26 protein-coding genes are annotated in these 25462 nt (G+C 70.0%); 17 read left to right on the forward strand and 9 right to left on the reverse strand.

The features are described from left to right. The first annotated feature begins 86 nt into the window (after positions 1-86). Complete coding sequence (locus ACNFOC_RS12160; RefSeq protein ID WP_416959119.1) at positions 87-1052, forward strand: DUF1152 domain-containing protein; 966 nt, start codon at positions 87-89, stop codon at positions 1050-1052. Between the two features lie 43 nt (positions 1053-1095). Here ACNFOC_RS12160 and ACNFOC_RS12165 read toward each other — a convergent pair whose 3' ends face one another. Further along, positions 1096-1626: a PadR family transcriptional regulator gene (locus ACNFOC_RS12165; RefSeq protein ID WP_416959120.1), complete on the reverse strand. Its 531-nt coding sequence runs from the start codon at positions 1624-1626 to the stop codon at positions 1096-1098. Between the two features lie 245 nt (positions 1627-1871). Here ACNFOC_RS12165 and ACNFOC_RS12170 point away from each other — a divergent pair, with 245 nt between their 5' ends. The 3 genes from ACNFOC_RS12170 to ACNFOC_RS12180 all read left to right on the forward strand — a co-directional run bounded on the left by ACNFOC_RS12170 (position 1872) and on the right by ACNFOC_RS12180 (position 5198). Further along, positions 1872-2303 carry a hypothetical protein gene (locus ACNFOC_RS12170; RefSeq protein WP_416959121.1) on the forward strand — a complete coding sequence of 144 codons (432 nt, stop codon included), beginning with the start codon at positions 1872-1874 and terminating at the stop codon, positions 2301-2303. A 273-nt stretch (positions 2304-2576) separates the two neighbouring features. Beyond that, positions 2577-3764 (forward strand): hypothetical protein, encoded by a 1188-nt coding sequence (locus tag ACNFOC_RS12175; protein ID WP_416959122.1) that lies wholly within the window; start codon positions 2577-2579, stop codon positions 3762-3764. Between the two features lie 162 nt (positions 3765-3926). Then, positions 3927-5198 carry an alpha-L-fucosidase gene (locus ACNFOC_RS12180; RefSeq protein WP_416959123.1) on the forward strand — a complete coding sequence of 424 codons (1272 nt, stop codon included), beginning with the start codon at positions 3927-3929 and terminating at the stop codon, positions 5196-5198. Position 5199: 1 nt separating this feature from the next. Here ACNFOC_RS12180 and ACNFOC_RS12185 read toward each other — a convergent pair whose 3' ends face one another. Continuing rightward, positions 5200-5997: an AraC family transcriptional regulator gene (locus tag ACNFOC_RS12185; RefSeq protein WP_416959124.1), complete on the reverse strand. Its 798-nt coding sequence runs from the start codon at positions 5995-5997 to the stop codon at positions 5200-5202. Positions 5998-6153: 156 nt separating this feature from the next. Here ACNFOC_RS12185 and ACNFOC_RS12190 point away from each other — a divergent pair, with 156 nt between their 5' ends. The 3 genes from ACNFOC_RS12190 (at position 6154) to tgmB (ending at position 7809) form a co-directional block, all read left to right on the forward strand. Then, positions 6154-6450 (forward strand): YkvA family protein, encoded by a 297-nt coding sequence (locus ACNFOC_RS12190; RefSeq protein WP_406131107.1) that lies wholly within the window; start codon positions 6154-6156, stop codon positions 6448-6450. 164 nt (positions 6451-6614) lie between these two features. Further along, positions 6615-6806, forward strand: coding sequence for a putative ATP-grasp-modified RiPP (gene tgmA / locus ACNFOC_RS12195; RefSeq protein WP_019070092.1), 192 nt, complete (start codon positions 6615-6617; stop codon positions 6804-6806). A gap of 16 nt (positions 6807-6822) precedes the next feature. Next, positions 6823-7809 (forward strand): ATP-grasp ribosomal peptide maturase, encoded by a 987-nt coding sequence (gene tgmB, locus ACNFOC_RS12200; protein ID WP_416959125.1) that lies wholly within the window; start codon positions 6823-6825, stop codon positions 7807-7809. 43 nt (positions 7810-7852) lie between these two features. Here tgmB and ACNFOC_RS12205 read toward each other — a convergent pair whose 3' ends face one another. Further along, on the reverse strand, positions 7853-9010 hold the full coding sequence (locus ACNFOC_RS12205; protein ID WP_416959126.1) for a serine hydrolase domain-containing protein: 1158 nt from the start codon (positions 9008-9010) through the stop codon (positions 7853-7855). Positions 9011-9211: 201 nt separating this feature from the next. On the opposite strand from ACNFOC_RS12205, the gene ACNFOC_RS12210 reads away from it, so the two are divergent. Then, on the forward strand, positions 9212-11251 hold the full coding sequence (locus ACNFOC_RS12210) for a SpoIIE family protein phosphatase (protein ID WP_416959127.1): 2040 nt from the start codon (positions 9212-9214) through the stop codon (positions 11249-11251). A gap of 9 nt (positions 11252-11260) precedes the next feature. Here the strand turns inward: ACNFOC_RS12210 and ACNFOC_RS12215 are convergent, their stop codons facing one another. Beyond that, positions 11261-11728 (reverse strand): hypothetical protein, encoded by a 468-nt coding sequence (locus ACNFOC_RS12215; protein ID WP_416959128.1) that lies wholly within the window; start codon positions 11726-11728, stop codon positions 11261-11263. A gap of 144 nt (positions 11729-11872) precedes the next feature. Here ACNFOC_RS12215 and ACNFOC_RS12220 point away from each other — a divergent pair, with 144 nt between their 5' ends. Then, positions 11873-12841, forward strand: a complete 969-nt coding sequence (locus tag ACNFOC_RS12220; protein WP_416959129.1) for a GlxA family transcriptional regulator — start codon at positions 11873-11875, stop codon at positions 12839-12841. A 68-nt stretch (positions 12842-12909) separates the two neighbouring features. On the opposite strand, the gene ACNFOC_RS12225 is transcribed toward ACNFOC_RS12220, so the two are convergent. After that, positions 12910-13674: an SDR family oxidoreductase gene (locus ACNFOC_RS12225; RefSeq protein ID WP_416959130.1), complete on the reverse strand. Its 765-nt coding sequence runs from the start codon at positions 13672-13674 to the stop codon at positions 12910-12912. A gap of 238 nt (positions 13675-13912) precedes the next feature. Here ACNFOC_RS12225 and ACNFOC_RS12230 point away from each other — a divergent pair, with 238 nt between their 5' ends. The 4 genes from ACNFOC_RS12230 (at position 13913) to ACNFOC_RS12245 (ending at position 17086) form a co-directional block, all read left to right on the forward strand. Beyond that, positions 13913-14311, forward strand: a complete 399-nt coding sequence (locus tag ACNFOC_RS12230; protein ID WP_416959131.1) for a winged helix-turn-helix transcriptional regulator — start codon at positions 13913-13915, stop codon at positions 14309-14311. A 216-nt stretch (positions 14312-14527) separates the two neighbouring features. Further along, entirely contained in the window at positions 14528-15490 is a 963-nt protein-coding gene (locus ACNFOC_RS12235; RefSeq protein ID WP_416959132.1) for an NADP-dependent oxidoreductase, read from the forward strand. A gap of 32 nt (positions 15491-15522) precedes the next feature. Continuing rightward, a complete protein-coding gene (locus ACNFOC_RS12240) occupies positions 15523-16611 on the forward strand; it encodes a Gfo/Idh/MocA family protein (RefSeq protein WP_416959133.1) in 1089 nt (362 codons plus the stop codon). 61 nt (positions 16612-16672) lie between these two features. Then, entirely contained in the window at positions 16673-17086 is a 414-nt protein-coding gene (locus ACNFOC_RS12245; protein ID WP_416959134.1) for a nitroreductase/quinone reductase family protein, read from the forward strand. 129 nt (positions 17087-17215) lie between these two features. Here ACNFOC_RS12245 and ACNFOC_RS12250 read toward each other — a convergent pair whose 3' ends face one another. From ACNFOC_RS12250 to ACNFOC_RS12260, 3 genes are all read right to left on the reverse strand, one after another. Then, positions 17216-18985 carry an ABC transporter ATP-binding protein gene (locus ACNFOC_RS12250; RefSeq protein WP_416959135.1) on the reverse strand — a complete coding sequence of 590 codons (1770 nt, stop codon included), beginning with the start codon at positions 18983-18985 and terminating at the stop codon, positions 17216-17218. Positions 18986-19074: 89 nt separating this feature from the next. Then, complete coding sequence (locus tag ACNFOC_RS12255) at positions 19075-19932, reverse strand: aldo/keto reductase (RefSeq protein WP_416959136.1); 858 nt, start codon at positions 19930-19932, stop codon at positions 19075-19077. A gap of 206 nt (positions 19933-20138) precedes the next feature. Continuing rightward, complete coding sequence (locus ACNFOC_RS12260; RefSeq protein ID WP_416959137.1) at positions 20139-20633, reverse strand: FBP domain-containing protein; 495 nt, start codon at positions 20631-20633, stop codon at positions 20139-20141. A 71-nt stretch (positions 20634-20704) separates the two neighbouring features. Between ACNFOC_RS12260 and ACNFOC_RS12265 the strand changes: the two genes are divergently transcribed. After that, positions 20705-21310, forward strand: coding sequence for a TetR/AcrR family transcriptional regulator (locus tag ACNFOC_RS12265; protein WP_416959138.1), 606 nt, complete (start codon positions 20705-20707; stop codon positions 21308-21310). 4 nt (positions 21311-21314) lie between these two features. Continuing rightward, positions 21315-22529, forward strand: a complete 1215-nt coding sequence (locus ACNFOC_RS12270; protein WP_416959139.1) for an SGNH/GDSL hydrolase family protein — start codon at positions 21315-21317, stop codon at positions 22527-22529. Between the two features lie 164 nt (positions 22530-22693). On the opposite strand, the gene ACNFOC_RS12275 is transcribed toward ACNFOC_RS12270, so the two are convergent. Beyond that, entirely contained in the window at positions 22694-23593 is a 900-nt protein-coding gene (locus ACNFOC_RS12275) for a LysR family transcriptional regulator (RefSeq protein WP_416959140.1), read from the reverse strand. A 116-nt stretch (positions 23594-23709) separates the two neighbouring features. Here ACNFOC_RS12275 and ACNFOC_RS12280 point away from each other — a divergent pair, with 116 nt between their 5' ends. Together ACNFOC_RS12280 and ACNFOC_RS12285 are read left to right on the forward strand one after the other, a co-directional pair. Further along, positions 23710-24414: an SDR family NAD(P)-dependent oxidoreductase gene (locus tag ACNFOC_RS12280; protein WP_416959141.1), complete on the forward strand. Its 705-nt coding sequence runs from the start codon at positions 23710-23712 to the stop codon at positions 24412-24414. After that, positions 24411-25343, forward strand: coding sequence for an NAD(P)-dependent oxidoreductase (locus tag ACNFOC_RS12285; protein ID WP_416959142.1), 933 nt, complete (start codon positions 24411-24413; stop codon positions 25341-25343). The genes ACNFOC_RS12280 and ACNFOC_RS12285 overlap by 4 nt, the downstream gene beginning before the upstream one ends. Positions 25344-25462: the final 119 nt, after the last annotated feature.

Here is a 25462-nt window from a genome sequence, read left to right on the forward strand (position 1 = left end):
GCCGGAACCTGCCGTCACCGACCCGCCCCGGTACGGCTCGAACTCCACCCGCCCGTCATGGCGTACGGGCCTGCTAACGTCCCCCGGTGTTCTCCCTCCTCGAACCCCCGTTCCTCAGCCGTCTGCGTGACGCGCGCCGGATCCTCGTCGCCGGCGCGGGCGGCGGCTTCGACGTCTACGCCGGGCTGCCGTTGGCCCTCGCGCTGCGCTCGGCCGGCAAGGAGGTGCACCTCGCGAACCTGTCCTTCGCCGATCTGTACGGCCTCGACCAGGACGTGTGGGTGGACCGGGACGTCGCCGCCGTACGCCCCGGCACGCAGGCCCGGGGCGACTACTTCCCCGAGCGGTCCCTCGCCCGCTGGCTCGACCTGCACGACATGCCGTCGACCGTGTACGCGTTCCCCCTGACCGGTGTGGGTCCGCTGCGGGACGCGTACCGCACGCTGATCGCGCATCTCGGCGGTGTCGACGCCGTCGTGCTGGTGGACGGCGGCACCGACATCCTGATGCGGGGCGACGAGCACGGGCTGGGTACGCCGGAGGAGGACATGGTCAGCCTCGCCGCGGTGAACGGGCTCGACGAGGTGCCGGTGCGGCTGGTGGCGTGCCTCGGGTTCGGGGTGGACGCGTATCACGGGGTCAACCACTCGTTGGTGCTGGAGAATCTGGCCGCGCTCGATCGTGAGGGTGCCTATCTCGGCGCGTTCTCGCTGCCGCGTGAGAGCCGCGAGGGGCAGCTGTATCTCGATGCGGTGGCGCACGCCCAGGAGTGCACGCCGGACCATCCGAGCATCGTCAACGGTTCCGTGGCGGCAGCCGTACGCGGGGACTTCGGGGACGTCCGTTTCACCGAACGCACGCGCGGCGGCGAGCTGTTCATCAATCCGCTGATGGCGCTGTACTTCTGCGTGGACGCACCGGGGCTCGCACGCCGGAACCTCTATCTCGACCGGTTGGAACGGACCGCGCTCATCCGCCAGGTGAGTTCGCTCATCGAGGAGTTCCGCGACGAACTGCCCCGGCAGCGGCCACCGCGCGCCTATCCCCACTGACCGAACCGAGCAGGAGACGCCCGCTCACGCCCGCGAGGAGCAGTCAACGGTCCTGCGCGCGTTCGTCGCGGTGCCGTACCCACCGCCAGAAGTCGACCATCATCCGCTCGTACCGGATGCCGAACTCCAGGGCCTCGCACTGTCCCGGGGTCAGTAACTCGCCCACACCGTCGGCGAGTTCCTCGTAGGTCTGGAGGGTCTTCTCGTGCTCGCCCAGCTGGACCGGGGCGAGGACGTCGGGCCGGCCGCCGAACCACAGCTTCAGGATGCCGCGCTCCCTGGCCTCGACCGGCACGAACTCCGGGTCGTCGAGCCAGCTCCGGAGGGTGGCCCGGCCCTGGCCGGTGAGGGTCAGCACCCGGCGGTTGCGGCCGCTCTCCTGCCGCACCTGGGACAGCAGGCCCGCTGCCAGCAGCCGGTCGCACTGCGCGTACACCTGCGCGTGCGGCACCGACCAGAACGGCGCGACCGTTCGCGCGGCCTCCGTCTTCACGTCGTACGGACTCGCCTCGCCCAGCTTGTCGATGATGCCGAGGACGAGGAAGGACGAGGTGGTCAGCCGCGCGTCAGACATGCGCCGACCGTATCGCGGGGTCGAACGAATACTTCAGGGCCGTAAATGCTGTGAACTGCCCCACGACGGGTAGTTCTTAACTCAGCGCCTTCTCCGCGTGAACACCTCCACTCAAAGGAACTGTGGTCTTGGCTCTCGCGTACCCTGACGCCCCATCAGCCCGCCGGCCGGGGCGCACCTGGACTATTCGCATCACAGGTCACCGCGACCGTACCGCCTCGGTCAGCTGCTCCTCCGGGTGCGGCATGCCCGCCCGGTCGCGCGACATCGCGGCCCTGCGCCGCTTCGCCGAAGCCCATGCGGCGGCCCACGTCAGAGCGGCGACCGTACGCCCCGACGCGGCCTGCGGCTGCCGTCGCCAGCGCTGCGCGGCGCACGAGGGGACCCGGATCGACTGCTCGGGCTCGGTGCTGCTCGTGCTGCGCCACGATCCCGCGGTCGGCCAGGTGTGGACCCTGGCCGAGGTCTGCGCGGCCTGCGCCTCGCTGATGACGCACACCCGCGTCGTCGGCAAGCCGCTGCCGCGCACCCGGCCGCCGCGCCAGGAGACGGTCGTCCCCCTGGAGGCGCCGTCCGCGACGAGCGCCCGTTCGGTACCGGCCGGCTTCAGCGCGCCTCCGCCCACACCGGGTACCCCGTCCCGGCCGGGCGCCGCGGACAGGCGCCGGGGACGGTGAGACCCGATGGCACACGGAAGGGACCCGCCCCGAGCGGATGGTGGGCGGGTCCCGTCCGCCCCACCATTCTGCGGACAGGTCCACGTCAGAGGCACGCGTGAAACCCGCCCGCCCGGAGTGAACCGATCACACCCCGCGCGTATGCTCGCGCGGTGTCCCAGGAAAATCGGGCATACGAGACTCTACGACCCTGCTCGACCCCCCGCTTGACCCGCCAAGATCTCCGACGGTGATACTGGTGGGTCAGCACCGCCCCCGCCCGCAGATTGGCCTATGTCGAACTCCTCCACAGCTTCGCCCACGATCCCCCACACGGTGTGGCTGGCTCGCGGCCGCCACGTCGGGTCCGAGGACGCCGCGGATGTCGTACGGCGACAGCTGCAACGGCTCAAGGACCGCGAGGTCATCGACGACCACCTGGAACCTGAGGACGACCAGCACGAGGATCCGCGCGAGCGGGTCTTCGAGGCCCGGTGGCGGGTCGAGGGGACGGTGACCGTGCGGGCACGGCTGACGTTCCCGCCCGCTCCGGAACCGGGTGCGAGCCCGGCCGGCTCCGTTTCGGCCGGGGGGCAGGAGTGGCTCCTGGTCGCGGAGGCCGAGCGGGTCTGGGATCCCCGGTGGCCCTCCCCCGCGACCATGTTCTGGCCCGAGGAGGCGGACGCCGGCTGGGACCACGTGACGGTTCCGGGGCTGCGCTTCCGGCAGGTCAATCCGCTGCCTTCCGACGAGAAGGACCTGCGGCGCCTGTTCCGCGGCTGCGCGCAGGACGGCTGGAGCATCCACGTCGTCGTGCACGAGGCGATGACCCCCGACGCGCAGGGCCGGCTGCCCCTGGCCCGGCTGCTGCCCGCGAGCCTCCAGCACTGCGTGGTGGAGCACCGGGCCACACCGGACCAACTACGCTCCGTCAACTGGGCGTTGCTGCGCGAGTTCGACTTCCAGGTGCCGCGCGGCGGTGCCGTGATCCTGCCCACCAGTCCGGTGGCCCCCTCGTACGACGTGCGCGAGTTCTCCGTGCGCAGCGTCTTCCTCGACGGCTCCGCACCCACCGAACTCGTGGACGTGCTCTGCCGCTACGCCGCCTCCGCGCGTCCCCTGCCGGACGGCGGCCAGGAGGCGGTCACCGCGCTGCGCGAGCAGTGGAAGCTGATGACGATGGAGGAGGAACTGGCCCGGGAGCGCAGGCTCGTGGCCATGTACGCCGAGGCGCTCGAGGCGATGACCAAGTCCCGCGACCTGTACCGGGAGTCCGCGGACCGGGCCAACGAGGCACTGGCCGCGCTGCGCGAGTCGTCCGGCGCCATGTCCGGCTTGCCTCCGCAGCCCGCCGGGTCCCCGTTCCAGCGGACGTTCGGTCGATTGAGGGACGCGACGAAGGCTCTGCGTCCCGCGCCGCCGACCGACAGCGACCGTGAGGATCCGCCGGGTGACGGCGGTCGCCCGACCGAGGAACGGTAGGCGATCGACGTCGGGACCGAGGGAAACGTCGTCACTCGGACGACTTCCAGACACCTCGGTCCTGCCGACGGCCTACGCAGCGCGATGCCGACGGTGAAAATGGACCACCAGTGGTGATCACCGCCCACGCGCCCCCGGCACCGCCCGTCCTAGCTTGGCGGCATGCCGATGCAACCCTGGTTCCGCGATGCCAAGTTGGGCATCTTCGTCCATTACGGAATCTACGCCGTCGACGGTGTGCCGGAGTCCTGGTCCTTCTACACGGGCCAGGTCCCGCACGACCAGTACATGCGGCAGCTCGACGGGTTCACCGCCGCCCGCTACGAACCGCGGGCCTGGGCACGGCTGTTCGCGCGGGCGGGTGCCAAGTACGCGGTGCTGACCGCCCGTCACCACGACGGCGTGGCCCTGTGGGACACCGCCCACGGTGACCTGGACGTGGTCCGCCGCACCCCGGCCGGCCGTGATCTGATCGGGCCGTACACCGACGCGTTGCGCGAGGAGGGTCTCAACGTCGGCCTGTACTACTCCCATTCGGACTGGAACCACCCCGACTACGCCAGCACCGCGCACCCCACGCCGCCCGACGAGGAGATCCGCACCAACCCGTACGCCTCCGCACGCCCCGGCCACGAGGACCCGGCCGCCTGGGCCCGCTACCTCGCCTACCGCGACGGCCAGGTCGGCGAGCTGGTGGACCGCTTCCGGCCCGACCTGCTGTGGTTCGACGGCGAGTGGGAGCGCGGTGAAGAGCAGTGGGGCATGCGGGAGTTGGCGGAACTGATTCTCACCGGGAACCCCGACACCGTCCTCAACGCCCGCATGCTGAGCTACGGGGACTACGCGACGCCCGAGCAGGGGGTGCCGCTGCAAGCGCCGGACGGGCCCTGGGAGTTGTGCCTGACGGTCAACGACTCATGGGGTTTCCAGCACGGGGACGAGCACCACAAGTCGGTGCGGCAGCTGGTGCGTTACTTCACGGAGACGATCGGCATGGGCGGCAATCTGCTGCTCGACGTCGGCCCGATGGAGGACGGGACGATAACGCCCGCGCAGACAGAGCGGCTTGAGGGGCTCGGCGCATGGATCGCCCGGCACTCCGAAGCGGTGTACGGCACGCTCGCCGGTCTGCCCGCCGGGCACCACTACGGCCCCAGCACCCTTTCCGCAGACCGCCGCACGCTGTACCTGGTGTGCTTCGATCCGCCGCGCGAGTCGGTGTCGGTGCGCGGCCTGCGTACGCCCGTCAAGCGGGTCACGGTCCTCGGCACCGGCACCGAACTCGCCCACGACGTCATCGGCGGACTCGGCGACGTGCCGGGCGTGACGTGGATCGACGCCCCGGACGCGGCCGACGTGGACGAGCGGGCGACGGTTCTGGCGGTCGAGCTGGACGGGGAGTTGGACGTGTACCGGGGTGCGGGCCGGGATTGAGTCACGAGGTGCCGGCGCGAACCGCCCTGGGTGAAGCGCCCAGTTCGCGTCGGCACGCCTTGTTGAAGGCCTGAAGGTCGCCGATGCCGACGGCCGCCGCGATCGCCGGAATCGACAGGGTCGACTCGCGGAGCAGGTGCCGGGCGCGTTCCATGCGGCGGTGCCTGATGTAGGCGACGACCGTGGTGCCGGTCTCGGCGCGGAACAGGCGGATGAGGTGGTTGTGCGAGATGCCGGCCGCGTGGGCCACGTCGGGGACGGTCAGTGGGGCCGCCAGGTGCGACTCGATGTGCGCGACGGCGAGGGCGACAGCGGGGTGCGGTCCCGTGGTCCCACCGGCCGCCGGGGTCGCGAGGTCCGCCACGCGCCACAGTACGGTCCACAACTCGGCCGCCGCGCGGGCGGAGTTGCGCGGTGCGGCCGCCACGGCCCGCTGCATCAGGTCGGTCAGCACGGGCGTCTGCGTACCGGCGTCCTGCATCACGGGAACGGTCAACCGCTCGCCGGCCGAGGGGAGTTCCAGGTGGGCGAAGAGATGCTCGGAGCGGCCCCGGTAGTGGAACCGCACCAGCGCGCCGGGCGGCACCAGGCTCACATGGCCGGGCCTGATCTCGTGCGCCACGCCGTCGACGGTCAACTCCGCCTCGTAGCGGTACAGGTGGAGCTGCCAGAGGTCCGGCAGCCGGAACACGTCACGCGGGCCGGCCGTCCCGTGCACGCCGACGCCAAGACTGGCCACGCGTGGTGGGGCGTCGAGGCCGATCCGTACGTGGGTTCCGGTGCCGATGATCGCGCTCACGGTGAAAACGTACCAGTGCCCGACAAGGGCTCGACGCCTGTCAAGACTCTTCGAAGCGTTCGGGTGTGATGTTCCCCTCGTCGGCCATACCGGGGCCGTAACCGGGCATCCGGATAGGGCACATGCCGTGCGGCCGTACCGGAAAAAGGGGCGCCAGTGGACTCGACCACAACCGTGATCGTCATCGTCGCGGTGCTCGCGGTGGTGCTGCTCGCCGTGGCCGTCGGAGTGCTGGTGCGGCTCGTCCGCATGCGGCGCTCCATGCGGCGCGCAGGGCTTCCGACCGGCCCCAAATGGGTTTTCTGGGGCGCCGTCCTCTACTTCGTACTGCCGACCGATCTGATGCCCGATCCCGTGTATCTGGACGACATCGCCGTACTTCTCCTCGCTCTTCGCACGATGCGCAACTCCCTCGGCGAGCAGGAGAAGGGGCTGCCGGGCGACCTCGACTGACCCCGGCACGCGTGCCGCACTCCTTCCTGTGATTACGCAGCGTAAGGAAACCATTCACTCGTTCGATTCGTATAAGTCTCTGGAAGCAGACGGAAGTCAGCGGGCCAAGCGACCTCGCAGGGTGGCCACCGCTTGCACGAGGCAGTACCGACGAGGGAGAGACGATGCAACCGTTCGCGCTCAACTACGCTCGCCCGGCAGCACAGTTGGAGCTCACCACTCCGTACAGCTACGACTCCGGACTGCAGTTGAACGTGCTCGCCGACGGACGGGTCGCCGCCCATGATCTCGCTCTGCTGAGAGAACTGGGGACCACGACGTCCACCGCGGGATCGAAGACTCACTTCGACGACTGAACACGGAACGACGAAAATGACCGTCCTGGTCCTTACCTGCGAAGAGGACGTCACGGCGGACATGGTGGTGGTCCACCTGCACGCGTCCGGCGTCCCCGTGGTCCGGATCGATCCCGCCGACCTCACCGGCGGAGTCGCGCTCTCCGGCGAGTACGTGCACGGAGCCTTCCGCGGCCATCTGTCCGCCGGGGGGCGGCTGGTGAGCGTGAGCGGGCTGCGGTCCATCTGGGTGCGCCGACCGGGCACCCCGGCGACCCGCGCGCCCCAGCCCTCCGCATGGCTGACCGAGGAGGCCTCACAGGCGCTCTACGGCATGCTCCGCGGCTCCGGCGCCCGCTGGATGAACCACCCCGACGCGTCCCGCCGCGCCCGGCACAAGCCCTGGCAGCTGCACCTGGCGCAGCGCAGCGGGCTGCCCGTGCCGGCCACCCTCATCACCACGTTCCCGCAGGCCGCCCGCGAGTTCTCGCGGCGTTTCCCGGACCTGGTGGTCAAGCCGGTCTCCGGCGCCCATCCGCAGGATCCGCCCCGGGCGGTGCCGACGAGCCGGGTCGCGCCGGACACCGACTTCGCCGCCGTGGCGTTCGGTCCCACGCTGCTGCAACGCCGGGTCGTCAAGCGCGCCGACATCCGGCTCACCGTGGTGGGCGACCGGATGCTGGCCGCCCGTACGGCGACGGCCCCGGACCCCGACCCGGCCGAGGTCGACGTCCGCTTCGCCACCTCGGCGCAGCCCTGGTGTCCCACCGAGGTCCCGCCGCGCATCGCCGCGGCCGTCCTGACGTACATGCGCGACGCCGAACTGGCTTACGGCGCCTTCGACTTCGCCGAGGACGGCGACGGGACCTGGTGGTTCCTCGAGTGCAACCAGTCGGGCCAGTTCGGCTTCGTCGAGGCGGAGACGGGTCAGCCGATCGCCCGGACCATCGCGGAGTGGCTGGCCCTGCCCGCCGCCGCGGAACGGGAGGGCCTCGTCAACGGGTCGGACAGCGCGGTCGGTTGAGCAGTAACGGTTCGCCTGAGGCGGCGGAGGTGAGCGTCCTGGGTCAGGAGTGGCGCTCTGCCCCGTATGTCCCCAGGAGGCTGCACACGGCGTCCTCCTCGACCGCGCGCACCTTGCGCAGCAGTTCCGGGTTCCCCGCCTGGTTCACCTGAGTTGTCAATGAGAAAGTGAGCGAGCGCCGGCCGTCGGGGGTCGCCGCCATCAACTGTGTGTAACCAAGGGTGTTCCCGGTATGTCCGAGAACCACCCCACACCGGGTGTCGTAGCGGAAGAGGGCGAGTCCGGCGCTGTTGCGGCCCGGGCCGGCCGGTTCGGAGGCGCCGGGGATCCAGTGCCGCTGCTCCCGCACGGCCGCCTTCGAGGTGAGAGCCCCGGCGGCGTAGCCGCTGATGAACGCGGTCAGGTCGCGGGGCGAGGAGGTGATGCCGCCCGACGCCCACACACCCGACATGCCGATCGCCTCGCTGACGTCCGCCGGTCCGGACGCTCCGCCGACGACGTATCCGTGCATGTACGGCTCCGGCATCTCGTACCCCTGCGGCAGGCTCGTGTCGTGCAGGCCCAGCGGCCTGTACACGTCGTGCCGCAGCAGCTCCTCGTACCGTGCGCCGGTCGCCGCCTCCGCCATCAGCGCTACGGCGATGTTGTCGGAGTTGGAGTAGCGGTACTGCGAGCCCGGGGTGAACCGCAGCGGTTCGCCGGCCACGAAGTCGAGCAGGCGCCGCGAGTCGAAGTGGTGGTGCGGGTCGGCGGCGATGAGGCTCCGGAACCGTGGGCTCTGGCTGAAGTCCGGGAGCCCGCTGGTGTGTTGGAGCAGCTGGCGCAGGGTCACCTTTCGCCAGGCCTGGGGCAGGTGGGGCAGCCGGGCGCCGATCGTGTCGTCGAGGGCGAGCCGGTGCTGTCGTACGAGACTCAGGGCCACCGCGCCGCTGAACGCCTTGCTGGTGCTCGCGGTCCGGGTGTGGTCGCCCGGTTCGAGCGGGCGGCCGGTGGTGATGTCGGCGGTGCCGGCGCTCAGGACGCGTTGTCGGCCGCCGTCGCGGAGCACGACGATCACGCCGGGCGGGCCGTCGGGGGCGGCGACCAGTTCGTCGAGGCCGCGCTGGAGGGAGTGGTCGTCGGCCGCGGCGGGCGAAGCGGGCACAAGGGCGCCCACGCAGGTGGCGACCAGGAGGGAGACGAGGCGGAGCGGCAGGGGCATGAAGAGTCCTGGGGTCGGTGGGGTCGGGGCACGACCAGAATCCGGGGGCCGGTCGGTGTCCGCGCGGGCGTGTGCTCCATACGGCCCCCTCCCCCTGTTCACCTCCCGCGGTGTTGCCCCGCGGGGCGTGCTGTGCCGTAATCGGATGACCCGCGGTTCGGATCTTGGTGGTGCCTCGCCGCGCCGGAAGGAGCGGCTGGGATGGACGCTTACGGTGCCGGGGACGGTGTCTCGGCCGCCCCGGGAGGGCTGCTGGACCTGTTGCGGGTCGCGGCGGTGGTTCTGGACGCCGGCGGATACATCGCGCTGTGGAGCCCCGAGGCGGAGCAGCTGCTCGGCTACTCCCCCGAGGAGGCGCTGACCCAGCGCGCGGACCGGCTGCTGGTGTCGCCCGACGACCGGGTCAGGGCGCGTGAGCTGTTCGCCCAGGTCGGTACGGGCGCCCGCTGGGCGGGGGTCTTCCCGCTGCTGCACCGGGACGGCACGGAACGGTCGGTGGAGTTCCGCACGATGCGGCTGCGCGACAGCCACGGTCAGGCGCATCTGCTGGGGCTGGCGGCGGACGCCACGACGGTACGGGGTGTGGAGCGGGACCTGGCGCTGTCCCACAGCCTGGTGCGTCAGACGCCGGTGGGGATCGCGGTGTTCGACACCGATCTGCGGTGGGTCGCGGTCAATCCGGCCCTGGAGCGCATCAACGGCGTACCGGAGGACGAGGTCGTCGGGCGCCGGGTCGGTGAGGTGCTGCCCGGTCTTGACGTGGCGGCCATCGAGTCGCGGATGCGGCACGTACTGATCACCGGCAGGCCGCTGCTCGACCAGCAGACCGTGGGGCGGACGCCGGCCGACGTCGTGGACCGGGCGTACTCGGAGTCGTACCACCGCATCGAGGACGCGCAGGGCCGGGTGCTGGGGCTGGCGATGGCCGTCCTGGACGTGACCGAGCGGGAGCAGGCGGCGGCCGAGGTCGCGCAGGCGCGCCAGCATCTGTCGGTCGTGGCGGAGGCCGGGGTGCGGATCGGAACGACGCTGGACCTCCAGCAGACCGCGCGGGAGCTGGCGGACGTCGCGGTACCCCATGTGGCCGACCTGGCCGCCGTCGACGTACTGGAGTCGGTCGTCACGGACGGCACGATCACTCCGGTGACCGAGGACGCGCAGGTCGAGTTCCGCGCGCTGGCCGTCGCCGCCGGCTATCTCACCGACGCTATCCACGCGGCGGACCCGGTGGGCGAACTGGCCACCTACGGCCCCAACCGCATCATCACCCAGTGCGTCCGCGAGGCCGGCCCGATCCTGGTCGAGCGGGTCGACCCGCCCATGATGCGCCGCATCGCCAGGGACGGCCGCGCCGCGCAGACCCTGCGCATGGCAGGCGTCCACTCCTACCTGGCCGTCCCGTTGATGGCCCGCGGCGAGGTGCTGGGCACGCTGAGCCTCTACCGCACCGTCAACGACCGCGCCTTCGACGAACAGGACCGCGTCCTCGCCACGGAACTCGCCGCCCGCGCCGCGATCTGCATCGACAACGCCCGCCTCTACGGCCGCGAACGCACCACCGCGCTGACCCTCCAGCGCAGCCTGCTGCCATCGGCCCCAGCCCGGCAGGAGGGGCTCGACATCGCCGCCCGCTATCTGCCGGCGCTGAGCGAGGTCGGGGGCGACTGGTACGACGTGCTGCCTCTGGGACCGGGCCGCACCGGTCTCGTCGTGGGCGACGTGATGGGCAAGGGCGTCCAAGCCGCCGCCATCATGGGCCAGTTGAGCACAGCGACCCGCGCACTGGCCCGACTCGACCTGCCCCCGGCGGAGTTGCTGCACCACCTCGACGACCTCACCGGCTCCCTCGGTGACGCGATCGCCACCTGTGCGTACGGCGTCGTCGACCTCGGGCGCGGCACCTGCGCACTGTCGAGTGCCGGACATCTGCCGCCCGTCCTGATCCACCCGGACGGCAGCGCGGAACTCCTCGACATCCCCGGCGGAGTCCCGCTCGGCGTCGGCGGAGTGGACTTCGGGACCGCCGAAGTCGACTTCACCACGGGCGCGTTGCTCGCCCTCTACTCCGACGGGCTGGTGGAGAACCGCGGCGAGTCCATCGACGTGGGACTGCACGCGCTGACGCGGCTGCTACAGAGTTCCCGCCGCCCCCTGGAGCAGACGAGCGACATGCTCCTCAACGCGCTGCGCCCGGAACCCGACGACGACGTGGCACTCCTCCTGGTCCGCGCCACCGGTTGACCTCTCCGGTCAGGCGCCCGTGGTCGAGCCCGGGCGGATGATCATGAGGACGGTGACGGTCGCCCACAGCAGGTTGAAGATGCCGGTGAACATGGCGAGTTGAACGGTCCCGGCCCGCTTCACGGGCCGCCGCGCGCCGAGTTGCTCCAGGAGTTCGTCCTGGCGGGGCAGCACGAAGGCGATCAGGATGCCGGCCGCCACCGCCGTGAGCGTGATGGAGGCGATGAGCCAGCCGCTGCCCAGGACGCCCATCGCGGACGCGGTCGCGAAGCCGAAGAGGGGCACCGCCAGTCCGACCGCGCCGTAGACACGGCAGACGCGATGCAGCAGTCGTACGGTCGTCACCCCCGCGTCGGGTCCGTCCGGGCCCGTGAGAGCGCGGCGGGCCGCCGGTGGGAACATGCTGGCGGCGACGGTGACGGGGCCGACCGCGACGATGGCGGCCAGGACGTGCAGAGCGAGAAGGATCTTGGTCACCGGCCCAGGCTAGGGACGTCCGGCACGGGAGCACAGTGGCTGAAACGACAGCTTCCAACGGATTCTCGCCACTGGCTCTCACCATATGGCTATGACGAAAGGCTATGTCACGTCACTGGCGGGAATCCGTCTATCGTGGCATTCATGCACACCGTCGCGATCCTGGTTCTCGATCATGTGGTGCCGTTCGACATGGCGACGCCGATGGAGGTGTTCGGACGTACCAGGCTGCCGGACGGCCGGAACGCCTATCGGGTGCGGGTGTGCGCCGAGACGTCGGACGTGCGGACGGACGGGTTCGCGTTGCGGGTCGACCACGGGCTCGAAGCGCTGGTGGACGCCGACACCATCATCGTCCCGGGGCGCTCGGAGCGGGCCGCGCCGCCCTCCGCCAGGGTGCTCGCGGCACTGCGGGAGGCGGCAGCGGCGGGTACCCGGATCGTGTCCATCTGCGTGGGCGCCTTCGTGCTCGCCGAGGCCGGTCTGCTGGACGGGCTGCGCGCCACCACGCACTGGGTGGCCGCCGAACTGCTGGCCCGCACCTACCCGTTGGTCGAGGTGCAGCCGGACGTGCTGTACGTCGACAACGGGCAGATCCTCACCTCGGCCGGGGCCGCCGCCGGTCTTGACCTGTGTCTGCACCTCATCCGGCGGGACTTCGGCTCGGCGGTCGCCGCGGACGCGGCCCGGCTGTCGGTCATGCCGCTCGAACGCGAGGGCGGGCAGGCGCAGTTCATCGTCCACCAGCACCCGCCGGTCCCCCAGGGCTCGACCCTCGAACCGCTGCTCCAGTGGATCGAGGACAACCTCTCCCACGAGGTCACCCTGGGCGCACTGGCGACGCGATCGGGCATGAGCGAGCGGACGTTCAGCCGCCGTTTCCGCGAACAGACGGGCAGCACCCCACTTCAGTGGCTGCTGCGGGCCCGCGTACGACGCGCCCAGTACCTGCTGGAGAACAGCGACCACACCGTCGAACGCATCGCCCAGCAGGCCGGGTTCGGCTCCCCCACCGCGTTCCGCGAGCGCTTCCGCCGGGTGGTCGGCACCAGTCCGCAGGCGTACCGCTCGGCGTTCCACGGGAACGCCGTCTCCTTGACCGCACGCTCATGACGCCATCCCACCCTCATGGCACCATCCACTCGCCCCGTGCCCGTGCCTGCGCCTGCGCCTGCGCCTCGTCAGGCTGCGGTCATGCCGCCGTCGATGGCGAGTGCGGCTCCGGTGATGAACCTTGCTTCGTCGCTGAGGAGGAAGGCCACGAACGCGGCGATCTCCTCCGGCTGGGCGATCCGCCCGATCGGGTGCAGCGCTCCGGCCACACGGACGGCCTCCTCCGGCGACATGCCCATGTTGCCGCGGAGCAAGGGGGTGTCCACGCCGCCGGTGACGAGGGCGTTGATCCGGATGCCGGCGGCGGCCGTGTCGAGGGCGGCCGACCGGGTGAGCCCGACCACGCCGTGCTTGGCGGCGCTGTAGGAGGCCATGGCGGCGGCACCGGTGACGGCGAGGTTGGAGGTGTTGTTCACGATCGCGCCGCCACCGCACGCCCGCAGCAAGGGGATCTGGTACTTCAGGCTGTAGAAGACGCTGCTGAGGTTGAGCGCCAGATCGGCGTCCCACGCCTTGGCGTCGATACCGTCGATCGGGCCCACCGCGGTGGCCGCGCCCACGTTGTTGAAGGCCGCGTCGAGGCGTCCGTGCAGGGCGACCACCTGCTCGACCAGGTCCGCCACCTGGGCCTCCACGGTCACGTCGGTAGCCACGAAGACGGCATCCGCTCCGCTGCCGCGGAGTTCGGCGGCCAGCGCGTCGCCGGCTTCTTCGCCGCGGGCCGCCAGGACGACCTTCGCGCCCTCGGCGGCGATCCGCTCGGCGGCGGCACGGCCCATGCCGGAGGTGGCACCGGTGACCAGAACGACCTTGTCGGTGAAACGGGCTGACATTGCCGCGTACTCCTGCGTGTGCTCGATAGGGCCAATGGGTCTGGGACCGGCCATGAGGACGCCCGCCTCGGGGAGACCCCCGTGCCGCGAGTCTTCAGAACAGGAATCAGCGCGGCAAGAGGGCATTTCGAAGTGCTCAGGTATCACCGAGGGAACCGACCCCCGGGACGGTGGCTGCTCCCGCGATCCACAGCATGACGCCGACCGAGTACCTGGTTACGCTCGTACACTTCCTGGCATGACGCAGCTGGGCACGGAACCACGGGAAACAGGCACCGAACTGTGCGAACAAGGCCATGACCTCATCCGCAGCGTGCTGGAGCGCATCGGCGACAAGTGGTCGGTCGTGGTGATCTGCAGGCTCGCCGACACCACCCGCGGGTTCAACGAACTGCGCCGCCTCAGCGGCCCCAGCCCCATTACCCAGCGGATGCTGAGCGCCACCCTGCGAAGGCTTGAGCGTGACGGTCTCGTCTCGCGGACCGTCCACCCCACCAAGCCCCCGCGCGTCGACTACGCCCTCACCGCGCGCGGGCTCAGCTTGCTGGGCATCGTCCAGTCACTGGCGCGTTGGGCAGAGGACAACTCCGGCGGCATCCTGGACTCAAGAACGACGTTCGACGCCGAACAGGCCTGACAGCGTCGGCGAAATCCGTGCCCGAGTTCCAGGTGGTCTCCGTCGTTGCACCCGCTCACCGCGTGGTTGTCCGCAGGCACCCCCCGGAGCGGTTCCCTCAGGGATACCAGGGCACTTCAAACTGCCCTCTTGCCCGACCCATCGGATCGGTCCGACGATCATCGAGTCGGTATTCAACCGACACTGACCTGCACATGGGGTACTGGAGGATGATCCGTGAAAGCGGTAGCCGTGACCGAGTACGGCGGGCCAGAGGTGCTGCGCCTGGTCGACCTGCCCGAGCCGCATGCGGGACCGGGGCAGGTCCGGATCCGAGTCCACGCGGCCGCGGTGAACCCTGCCGACACCCTCCTGCGGATCGGCGACACCGATGAAGCACTGTCCGAGGTGGTCCCTCGGCCCTACCGGCCCGGCATGGATCTGGCCGGAGTCATCGACGAGATCGGCGAGGAGACCGACACCGACCTCGAACCCGGTGACCGCGTGATGGCCATGGTCGTCCCCATCGACGCCTCGGGCGGCGCCTACGCCGAGTTCGTGGTGCTCGACTCACGGCAGGTGAGTCGCTCCCCCGAGGGAGCGCGGCACGTCGAGGCCGCGACGGTGCCGATGAACGGGCTCACCGCGCGTCTTGCGCTCGACGTGCTGTCGCTCCCGCCCGGTGCCTGGATCGCGATCACCGGTGCGGCCGGCGCCGTGGGGGGCTACGCGGTGGAACTTGCGAAGGCCGACGGCCTTCGGGTGATCGCCGACGCTGCCGCAGTCGACGTCGATCTGGTGCGCGGCCTGGGTGCCGACGTGGTCGTCGCTCGAGGCGACGGCATCGCGGACCGGATCCTGGAGGTGCGACCAGAGGGTGTCGACGCGGTGATCGACACTGCTCTCCTGGGCGCTCAGGTCGAGCCGGCGATCCGGCTGGGCGGTCAGCTCGCGATCTTGCGGGGGCCGAAGGAACGGGGTACGAAACCGCTGTCGGGCCGGGCCGGAGTGCATGTCCGCGACGTCTGGGTGCCCGAATACCGGTTCGCCACCGACAAGTTGGAGCAACTCCGCATTCTGGTGGAAGAGGGCAAGCTCTCGATGCGAGTGGCTGCGGTCCATCCCGCGAGCGAGGCCGCCGAAACGCATCGTCGGCTCGAGGCAGGCGGAGTTCGGGGACGCCTCGTCCTCGAATTCTGAGCGCACCCGGCACTTCCCGAGAAGAGAGAGATATGCCAAACCCCATAGGTGTCGGCGTAATCGGCGCCAGCCCGGGGCCGGACAGTTGGGCCGCGAACTCGCACATCCCTGCCCTGCGTGCGTTGCGCGGCTTCGAGTTGCGCGCGGTCGCGACGAGCCGACAGGCGTCCGCCGATGCCGCCGCACAGGCCTACGGCGTCGAGGGCTTCGACGACGCACGCATGGTGATCGACCACCCCGGCGTCGATCTTGTGGTTGTCGCCGTCAAGGTCACCCAGCACTATGACCTCGTCAAGCAGGCGCTCGCGGCGGGCAAAATGGTCTACAGCGAATGGCCACTGGGTGCCACGGCGACGGAAGCCAGAACACTGGCCGAGCTTGCCGAGGCCAATGGCGTGCGCACAGTCATCGGACTCCAGTCGAGGTTCGCGCCCGCGGTGCACCGCATGCATGACCTTGTCGACGAGGGCTACCTCGGCCGGACATTGGCAACCACGCTGATCGGGTCCGGCGTGGCCTGGGGAGCGACGACAGACCGAGCTCACGCCTACATGTTCGACGCCGCCAACGGCGCGACCACTCTCACTGTGCCGACGGGGCACGCCCTCGACGCCCTCACCTACGTACTCGGCGATATCACCAGCGTCACCGCAACTCTCGGAATCGGCCGCGAAGTAGTCCAGATCGCAGACGAGGGAACGGTCGTGCCGGTGACAGCGCCGGATCACATCGCCGTGACGGCCGGTCTACGGTCAGGAGCCATCGCGTCGGTCTTCTACCGCGGCGGCTTGTCTCGCGCCGGTGATCTGCGATGGGAGATCAACGGCACATCGGGCGACCTGTTGCTGACCAGCCCGATGGCGAACGGGAACATCCAGACCACCGAATTGGCCTTGGCAGGCGCGAGTGCCCCGGAAAAGACTCTGAGCCATCTGGAGTTGCCGCGGCCTGCCGACCCGGAACTCGCCGCCATCCCGGGTGGACCTGCCCGCAACGTCGCCGCACTGTACGCGGCGTTCGCCGAGGATCTGGCCAAGGACTCCCGCGAAGTCCCGGACTTCGCGCACGCTCTCACGATCCAGACCCTGATAGCCGAAATCCAGGCGGCGGGCGCCCGTTGAAACGCAGGCCCGGAGAGGTCCAGCCCGCGACAGCCGAAGGAGGCCTCGAATGACAGAGTCAATGGACTTCAACGAGATGAACAGGAAAGTCGTCGCAGAGTTTCGCGACAACGCCGGCAAAGTCGGCGGGGTATTCGCGGGCACACCGCTGGTCCTGGTGCACCATGTCGGCGCCAGGTCCGGTGTCCAGCGGATCACGCCGCTCGCCTACTTCGCCGAGGACGGCCGGATCTTCGTGTTCGCCACCAAGGGCGGGGCCGACGACAACCCTGCCTGGTACCACAACCTTCTCGCCAACCCGAGAACCACGGTCGAGCTCGGCACCGAGACGTTCGAGGTGGTCGCGCTGCCTCTTTCGGGCACTGAACGCGACGAGTATTTCGCCAAGCAGATCGCCGTGGCGCCGCACTTTGCCGAGTACCAGCGCATGGCAGCCAGGGTCATCCCGGTCGTTGAACTTCGGCGGGTCGACTGAAGCGGGTACAACTGACGTCCGCGAGCTCATGCGCGGCCTGCGGGCGATGCCGCTCCGCCTGGGCGATCCGGGTCCGGCGGGACCACGAGACCGCGCCACGCTGTTGACGCCCGTCACACCGGACCCGGATCAGGCGACCTGCCCACTGTGCAGTGCCGTGTACGCCCCGCCCCGGCGCAGGAGTTCGTCGTGCGTGCCGACCTCCAGGATCTCCCCGTCGCCCATGACGACGATCCGGTCGGCGCCTCGGACGGTGGACAGCCGGTGCGCCACCACGAATGTCGTACGGCCGCGCAGCAGCCGGGCGAGGGCCTGCTGGACGAGCGCCTCCGAGCGGGTGTCCAGCGCCGAGGTCGCCTCGTCCAGGACGAGTACCTTGGGGTCGCGGATCAACGCCCGTGCGATGGCGAGGCGTTGACGCTGACCGCCGGAGAGCCGGGCCCCGCGTTCACCGACCAGGGTCTCCAGTCCCTGCGGCAACTTGTCCACGAACTCGAGGGCGTTGGCATCCCGCAGCGCCGCGCGCACCGCATCCTCGTCGGCGTCGTCCATGCCGTAGGCCACGTTGTCGCGGATCGTGCCGTCGAAGAGGATCGACTCCTGCGGGACGACCGAGACGAAGCGGCGGTACGTGCGCAGGTCGAGGGTGTTCATGTCGGTGCCGTCGAGGAGCAGTTGGCCGGTGGTGGGGCGGATGAAGCCGATGACGAGGTTGAGGACGGTGGACTTGCCGGCGCCGGACGCGCCGACGAGGGCGACGGTCTCGCCGGGTGCGACGGTGAGGGTGAAGTCGTGCACGGCGGGCCGGAGTTGCTCGTCGTAGGTGTGGCCGACGCGCTGGAAGGTGACGGCTCCGCGCACCTCTGCGACCTCCGTCTTGCCCTCGTTGTCCTCCAACTCGGGCGCCTGGAGCACCTCGCCGACCGAACGGACCGATTCCAGGCCCTTGGTGATGACCGGGGCCAGGGTCGTGAGGGTCGTGGTGGAGTTGGTGAGAGTGGTCAGGAAGGCGCTCAGCATCACGACGTCGCCGGCGGTGACTCCCCAGGCGCCGTAGTACGACACCAGGGCCGCGCCGGCGAGGACCAGGACGCCGACGACGTTGAGGACGACCCAGGCGAGCGAGCCGAAGCGGCCGTTGAGGAGGTCGAGGCGGTTGCCGGAGGTGAGGAGGCGGCGCAGGGTGCCGTCCATGCGGCGCAGGGCCTTGCCCTCCAGGCCGTGGGCGCGGGTGACCGGGATGAGGCGGGTCATCTCCGTCACCCGTGAGGAGAGGGTCTCGACCTCGTGGCGGAACTGCTCGTTGTGGGTGCGCAGGCGTGCCTTGAGCCGGGAGACGAGCAGCGCGGCGACCGGTACGACGACGATGAAGACGGGCACGAACTCCGGTGTGCGGAAGCCGATGATGACCAGTCCGCCGGTGAGCACGGTGATCGCGCCGAGCCCGGTCTCCGCGGTCTGCTGGACCATCTGCTCGACCGTCTCCACGTCCCGCACGACCTTGGCCTGGAGCACCCCGGCGCTGACCCGTGAGTGGTAGCCGATGGAGAGCTGCTGCATGCGGGTGCACAGTGCCGAGCGCAGGTCGGTGCCCATGCGGCGGACGCTGCCGTAGAGGAGACGGACGTAGAGCACGTGCAGGGGGTAGTTGATCAGCAGGATGAACAGGATGATGCCGGTGCTGATCCAGATTCCGCTGACCGGCTGATGCTGGACGACCGTGTCGATGATCGACGCGGTGATCAGGGGGAGCAGCCAGATGGGGCTGTGCTTGACCGTGAACACGGCGACGGCCAGGGCCAGTCGTCTTCGGTCGGCACGGAAGAGGTAGGCGAGGGTGCGGATCGGGTGTTCGTCGCGGTAGTGGTGGTCGAGCGGTTTCTCCGTGGATGACGCCATGGGCAGTGATCCTTCCCCTGCGACCGGGCGGCGGGCAAGCGCTTTCCATCCTTGCCCGCCGCGATGGCACCTCAGGCGTCACGGCTTTCTCAGACGGCGTCCAGCTCCGCGATCTCCTCGGCGGAGAGGGTGAGTTCGGGTGCGGCGGCGGAGTCGCGGATCGTCTCGGGGCGGCTGGCGCCCGGGATCGGTACGACGACCGGGGACTTGGCGAGCATCCAGGCCAGGCACACGCGCTGCGGGCTGACGCCGTGCTTCTCGGCGATCCGGGCGAACGGCGCGTAGGCGGAGCCGAGTTCACCGGCGCGGGCGATGCCGCCGAGGGGGCTCCAGGGCAGAAACGCGATGCCGAGTTCGTCGCACAGGTCCAGCTCCGGCTCGCTGGAGCGGAAGGCCGGGGAGAACTGGTTCTGCACGGAGACCAGTCGGCCGTCGAGGATCTCGTTCGCCAGCCGGATCTGCTCCGGGTCCGCGTTCGAGATACCGGCCAGGCGGATCTTGCCCTCGTCGAGCAACTCCCGTACGGCGCCGACCGAGTCCGCGTACGGGACGCTCGGGTCGGGACGGTGGAACTGGTAGAGCCCGATGGCCTCCACGCCGAGCCGGCGCAGGGATGCCTCGCAGGCCTCCTTCAGGTAGGCGGGGCTGCCGTTCAGGGTCCAACTGCCGTCCCCGGGGCGGAGATGGCCGCCCTTGGTGGCGACGAGGACGTCCGCGCCCCGGTCATGGGAGGCGAGCGCCTTGGCGATCAGGATCTCGTTGTGCCCAACCTCGTCGGCGTGCAGGTGGTAGGCGTCCGCGGTGTCGATCAGCGTCACGCCCGCGTCGAGCGCGGCGTGGATGGTCGCGAGGGAGCGTGCCTCGTCCGGCCGTCCTTCGATCGACATGGGCATACCGCCCAGGCCGATCGCACTGACCTCGACGTCACCGATACGGCGGGTGTCCATTGCTCGTGCTCCTCTTCCGGTCTTCCGGTGCGGTCTTCCGGCTGTCGTGCGGAACCGTGCCGTCCGGCGCCGCAGGAGCCGGAGCCGGATCTCGGACCGGGGTCACGACGGGCGGGACGCATCGTCCAGCTTCTCCGGCCCGGGTCCGCAGGTCCAATAGAAGAAAGCGAACACATCCAGCAGCGGGACTGCTCAATCGGAACCGCTCAACGAGCGGCGACCTTGGCGATGAACGCCGTGACGTTGGTGACGGTCCGCTGGATCTTCTCCTCCAGGGTGAGCGACTCGGGCATCCGCGCGCCGACGCCCGCGTCCTTCTTGCCGCGCACGTACAGCGGGCAGGCGAGGTCGCTGCATATGTAGGCGCCCACGGAGTTGCCCTGCTGCCCGGCCTTGCCCGCCCTCGCGGCGGTCATCAGCGAGACACCTCCGGTGTGCGTGGTCATGCACATCGAGCACATGCTGCGCCGGGTCTGCCAGGAGGCGGCACCGGGGCAGCGCAGGGCGATCGCCGTCGGGCGGCCGTCCAACTCGATGGCGAGGTAGGCACGGCCGGGGGCCTGGGGGTCCCGCCAGCCGAGGAAGTCCAGGTCGTCCCACGGCCGTTCGGCCAGGTCCCGGGGTACGGACAGGCGCTTGGCCTCGCCCTTGGTGCAGTTCACGAAGGCGGCGCGGATCTCCCGCTCGGTCAGTGGTCTCATGAACGGCACGCTAGTTTGCCTAAAACCTTTAGGCAAATACATAATAGCTATCGTCGAATGGGAGGATGGTTATGGCCAGAGCAGGACTGACGCCGGAGCGGCTGACCCTGGCGGGGGCGGAGCTGGCCGACGAGGTCGGCTTCGATCAGGTGACCGTCTCGGCACTCGCCCGGCGCTTCGACGTCAAGGTCGCGAGCCTGTACTCGCACCTGAAGAACTCCCAGGAACTGAAGACCAGGATCGCCCTGTTCGCGCTGGAGGAACTCGCCGACCGGGCCTCCGACGCGGTCGCCGGGCGGGCCGGCAAGGACGCCCTGGCCGCCTTCGCGGAGGCCTACCGCGGCTACGCCCGGGAGCACCCCGGCCGGTACGCGGCGGCACGGCTCCGGCTCGATCCCGAGACGGCGGCCGCCAGCGCCGCCGTGCGGCACTCGCAGATGACACGGGCGATCCTGCGCGGCTACGACCTGCCGGAACCGGACCAGACGCACGCGGTCCGGATGCTGGGCGGCGTCTTCCACGGCTACGTCAGCCTGGAGCTGGCCGGAAGCTTCGACCACAGCGCGCCCGACGCGCGGGAGTCCTGGGCCTGGATCGTGGATTCGCTCGACGCGCTGCTGCGGAACCGGGCCGCGCCCCACAACCGACCGTCCCGGAAACCCCGATCGACAGGCTGAGGCGATGACCACCGAGCACGACACGATCACCACCCCCGTCACCACCGACCTGCTGCGCGGCTTCCTCGACGTGGAGGCCACCGCGCACGGTCTGCTGCCGCACCGGCTGCCCGCCCGGGCGCGCCGGCAGATCCCCGACGACCAACTCGCCGTGGCCGAGGCGCAGCCCTCCGGTGTGCGGCTGGTCTTCCGCACCCGGGCCACCACCATCGAGCTGGACACGCTGCCCACCAAGCGCGTCTACCTGGGGTTCCCGGCCCCGGCGGACGGCGTGTACGACCTGCTGGTCGACGGCCGTCTCACCGCCCACGCCACGGTGGCCGGCGGCAATGTGCGCACGATCACCGACATGGTGACCCAGTCCTTCGAGTTCACGGAGGGACAGCCCGGCACCGCCCGGTTCGCCGACCTGCCCGCGGGTGACAAGGACATCGAGATCTGGCTCCCGCACACCGAGATCACGGAGCTGATCGCCCTGCGCACCGACGCCCCGGTCGAGAAGGCGCCGGACAACGGGCGCAAGGTGTGGCTGCACCACGGCAGTTCCATCAGCCACGGCTCGAACGCCACGCATCCGACCGGCATTTGGCCGGCTCTGGCTGCCGCCCAGGGCCAAGTGGAGCTCGTCAACCTCGGGTTCAGCGGCAGCGCGCTGCTCGACCCGTTCACCGCCCGGGCGATGCGGGACACCCCGGCGGACCTGATCAGCGTGAAGATCGGCATCAACATCGTCAACGCCGACGCGATGCGCCTGCGCGCCTTCGTCCCGGCGGTCCACGGTTTCCTCGACACCATCCGCGAGGGGCATCCGACCACACCGCTGTTGGTCGTGTCCGCCATCCTCTGTCCGGTGCAGGAGGACACGCCCGGCCCTCTCATGCCCGACTTCGAGGGCGGGACCGCGCGGTTCAGGGCGACGGGCGACCCGGCCGAACGCGCCCTCGGGCGCCTGACACTCACCGTCATCCGCGAGGCACTCGCCCGCGTCGTGGAGCAGCGGGCGGCCGAGGACCCGAACCTGCACTACCTGGACGGTCGTTCCCTCTACGGCGAGAAGGACTACGCCGAACTCCCGCTCCCCGACTCGGTCCATCCCGACCCGGCCGGACACGTGCGCATCGCCGAGAACTTCGGACGGCTCGTGTTCGGGGAGGGCGGCCCCTTCGCGACCGGGACCGGGACCAGGACTGGGACTGGAACTGGAACTGGAACCGGCTGAGGCTTTCACGCACCGGCGCGGACCGGCTCAGCAGGGTCACGGTTGCGCCCCAGCCCAACTGGGCGGTCCCGAGACCGACTTCGAAGCGGTCCGCCGAACCGGTCGAAGACGTGGACGGTCTCTTTCCGCACCGGTGAATGAGGTGAATGGGCGGTCGAAGCTGTTCAGAACGTGCCGTCGTCGCGCGTGTAGTTGGGGCTGAGTTCCAGCAGGGCGGCGACAGCGGGGCTCGGTTCGCGGCCCGCGCGGACCGCGAACGAGAGAGCGAGCGAGGGTACGGGGCCGGACACCGGCTTGATGACCACCCCGGCCGTACTCACCGGTTCGTAACGGGGTACGACGGCGGCGCCGCCGATGGCTCGCACATACGACGCGGCCGAGGCTATGTCCGTGATCTCGACGGACACGCGGCGAGTGATGCCGAGTTCGCCGAAGGCCCGGTCCATGGCGGCGCGTGACCCGAAGCCGTTCGCCCCCGAGACGAAGTTCTCGTGGGCGAGGTCCTTGAGCGCGATGTGTTCCCGCTGTGCCAGCGGATGCTCGGACGGCAGGATCACCACGTACGGGATGGTCGCGAACTGCCGCAGGTCGAGGTCGTGCGCGTCGGTGGCGGACAGGGCCACGACGCCGACGTCGAGGCGGCCGCGTCGCACGTCCTCGGCGATTCCGCCCGCTCCGGATCCGGAGACCTGGATCCGGATGTCCACCAGGGGGTGGCGTTGGCGGAAGGCCCCCACCAGGCGTGGCAGGTCGAGGGCCGTGATGCGGGTCATCGTGCCGACGCGCAAGCTGCCCCGCAGGGTTCTCGACGCCTCGCCGACCACTTCCCTCGCACGTTCCGCGGCCGCGACGACCGACTTGGCTTCTGGCAGGAACACCTCGCCCGCCGAAGACAAGGCCACTGTCCTGGTCGACCGGTCGAAGAGCGACGCCTGGAGCTCCTCCTCCAGGGCGCGGACAGCTGCCGACACCGTCGACTGAGCTGCGAAAAGGCGGGCCGCAGCGCGGGTGAAGCTGAGTTCTTCGGCCACAGTGATGAAATAGCGCAACTGCCGTAATTCCATCCGCCAATTATCGATTTCTTCGATAACAGCTGTCAATGTTTTTCGTTGGACTCGATTTACCTTCTGCGCCAGGCTGTCATCGACAGCAACTCCCGCTGCCTGACGAAGGGTTGGTCATGAGCAAGCAGGTTCTGATCGTCGGAGGTACATCCGGCATAGGCCGCGAACTGGCCGCGACTTATGCCCGGCAGGGCGCCTCCGTGATCATCGCCGGCCGCGACAGTATGCGCGCGGAGAAAGTGGCCGCGGAACTCAATACCGAGGTGGATTCCCATCATGTGCGGGGCATCGAGGCCGATCTCTCCAAACCCGAGTCCCTCAAGGAGGCGCTGAGCGGCATCGAGCACATCGACTCGATCGTTCTCGCCGGTATGCGGCGTGACAACAACACGATCGCCGACTACGACATCGCCGGGGCGACGGAGTTGGCGATCACCAAGATCGTCGGCTACACCACGGTCGTGCACGCACTGCGCTCGCGCATCTCCCCCACCGGTTCGGTGCTGCTGTTCGGCGGTCTGGCCAAGGACGCGCCCTACCCCGGTTCCACCACGGTCACCGCCGTGAACGCCGGTGTGACAGGCCTGGTGGCGACGCTGGCCAAGGAGCTGGCGCCGGTCCGCGTCAACGCCATCCATCCCGGCATGGTCGGGGACAGCCCGCATTGGGCCGGCAACGAGCGAGTCGTGGAGGCGGCACGCGCACGGATCCTGACCGGTGTCGTCCCCACGATGCGGGACATCGTCGAGGGCTCCGTCTTCCTGTTGGAGAACCCGGCCGCGAACGGCGTGAACCTCGACCTCAACGGCGGCCAGGCATGACCTATGCCCTGCCCACGCTGGCCGTGATCGGCATCGGCCGCATCAGCCGCCCCATGGTGGTGCGCCTGCGCAGGGCAGGGCACAGCGTGACCGTGACCAACCGGACCCGGGCGCGCGCCCTCGACGTCGCGGCGGATACGGGCGCCCGCGTGGCCGGCTCCCCGCGCGAGGCGGCCTCCTCCGCCGACATCGTCATCGTCTGCCTGACCGACGACACGGCGGTGGGCGAGGTCTACCACGGGCCCGACGGCATCCTCGCCGGGGTCCGCCCGGGAACGACCGTCCTGGAGACCAGCACCATCGCCCCGCAGACGGCAAGGGCCCTCGCGCCTCTGGTTCTCGAACGCGACGCCACTCTCCTCGACACCCCGGTGTCCGGTTCCGTCGAACTCGCCACACGCGGCGAACTCACCTTCCTGGTCGGCGGCTCCAAAGAAGCCCTCGACCGGGTGCGCCCCGTCATGGACGTCCTGGCCACCCGTGTCCTCCACTTCGGAGAATCGGGCAGCGGCAGCATCATGAAGCTCGCGATCAACTCACTTCTGCTGTCCATGGCAACAGCCTTGGCCGAAGGGCTGGTCCTCGCGGAACGCGCCGGCATCGACCGCGCCGCCGCCTACGACGCTTTCACCCAGAGCGCGGCCGCAGCGCCGTTCGTGCTCTACAACCGCGACAACTTCGTACGACCACACGAAGCGGCCATCCACATGACGCTGTCCCTGGTCGCCAAGGACCTGACGCTGATCGACGCCCTGGCATCATCCGTGGGAGCGCCCATGGCCCAGCTGGACGCGAACCGCAAGCTCATTGACCAGGCCATGGCCGCAGGACTGGAAGACCGCGACGGCGTCTCCGTGCTGGCCGAACTCCTGCGGCACAACGCCACGGCCCAGGAACGACAGCCGGGAGAGCCGCATCGCAGCCATTGACGAGCATGCGCCGAGGGCCAGGAAGGGCTTGCGCACCTGCCCTGTTCATGTGGCACGCTCACCGGCGACCGGCCGGTCGCCATGACTCCGGTCGCGTCACCAGGTTCGACCGTGGAAAG

The sequence above is a fragment of the Streptomyces colwelliae genome, from assembly GCF_048158785.1.
In the GTDB taxonomy this organism is placed as follows: domain Bacteria; phylum Actinomycetota; class Actinomycetes; order Streptomycetales; family Streptomycetaceae; genus Streptomyces.

Coding starts and splice junctions, on each gene's coding strand:
- ACNFOC_RS12260 (WP_416959137.1), bottom strand. CDS start 20,633: ATGAGACCACTGACCGAGCGGGAGATCCGCGCCGCCTTCGTGAACTGC.
- ACNFOC_RS12170 (WP_416959121.1), top strand. CDS start 1,872: ATGCCCGCCCGGTCGCGCGACATCGCGGCCCTGCGCCGCTTCGCCGAA.
- ACNFOC_RS12265 (WP_416959138.1), top strand. CDS start 20,705: ATGGCCAGAGCAGGACTGACGCCGGAGCGGCTGACCCTGGCGGGGGCG.
- ACNFOC_RS12280 (WP_416959141.1), top strand. CDS start 23,710: ATGAGCAAGCAGGTTCTGATCGTCGGAGGTACATCCGGCATAGGCCGC.
- ACNFOC_RS12210 (WP_416959127.1), top strand. CDS start 9,212: ATGGACGCTTACGGTGCCGGGGACGGTGTCTCGGCCGCCCCGGGAGGG.
- ACNFOC_RS12205 (WP_416959126.1), bottom strand. CDS start 9,010: ATGCCCCTGCCGCTCCGCCTCGTCTCCCTCCTGGTCGCCACCTGCGTG.
- ACNFOC_RS12225 (WP_416959130.1), bottom strand. CDS start 13,674: ATGTCAGCCCGTTTCACCGACAAGGTCGTTCTGGTCACCGGTGCCACC.
- ACNFOC_RS12285 (WP_416959142.1), top strand. CDS start 24,411: ATGACCTATGCCCTGCCCACGCTGGCCGTGATCGGCATCGGCCGCATC.
- ACNFOC_RS12255 (WP_416959136.1), bottom strand. CDS start 19,932: ATGGACACCCGCCGTATCGGTGACGTCGAGGTCAGTGCGATCGGCCTG.
- ACNFOC_RS12270 (WP_416959139.1), top strand. CDS start 21,315: ATGACCACCGAGCACGACACGATCACCACCCCCGTCACCACCGACCTG.
- ACNFOC_RS12275 (WP_416959140.1), bottom strand. CDS start 23,593: ATGGAATTACGGCAGTTGCGCTATTTCATCACTGTGGCCGAAGAACTC.
- ACNFOC_RS12165 (WP_416959120.1), bottom strand. CDS start 1,626: ATGTCTGACGCGCGGCTGACCACCTCGTCCTTCCTCGTCCTCGGCATC.
- ACNFOC_RS12250 (WP_416959135.1), bottom strand. CDS start 18,985: ATGGCGTCATCCACGGAGAAACCGCTCGACCACCACTACCGCGACGAA.
- ACNFOC_RS12220 (WP_416959129.1), top strand. CDS start 11,873: ATGCACACCGTCGCGATCCTGGTTCTCGATCATGTGGTGCCGTTCGAC.
- ACNFOC_RS12245 (WP_416959134.1), top strand. CDS start 16,673: ATGGACTTCAACGAGATGAACAGGAAAGTCGTCGCAGAGTTTCGCGAC.
- ACNFOC_RS12240 (WP_416959133.1), top strand. CDS start 15,523: ATGCCAAACCCCATAGGTGTCGGCGTAATCGGCGCCAGCCCGGGGCCG.
- tgmB (WP_416959125.1), top strand. CDS start 6,823: ATGACCGTCCTGGTCCTTACCTGCGAAGAGGACGTCACGGCGGACATG.
- ACNFOC_RS12230 (WP_416959131.1), top strand. CDS start 13,913: ATGACGCAGCTGGGCACGGAACCACGGGAAACAGGCACCGAACTGTGC.
- ACNFOC_RS12180 (WP_416959123.1), top strand. CDS start 3,927: ATGCCGATGCAACCCTGGTTCCGCGATGCCAAGTTGGGCATCTTCGTC.
- ACNFOC_RS12175 (WP_416959122.1), top strand. CDS start 2,577: ATGTCGAACTCCTCCACAGCTTCGCCCACGATCCCCCACACGGTGTGG.
- tgmA (WP_019070092.1), top strand. CDS start 6,615: ATGCAACCGTTCGCGCTCAACTACGCTCGCCCGGCAGCACAGTTGGAG.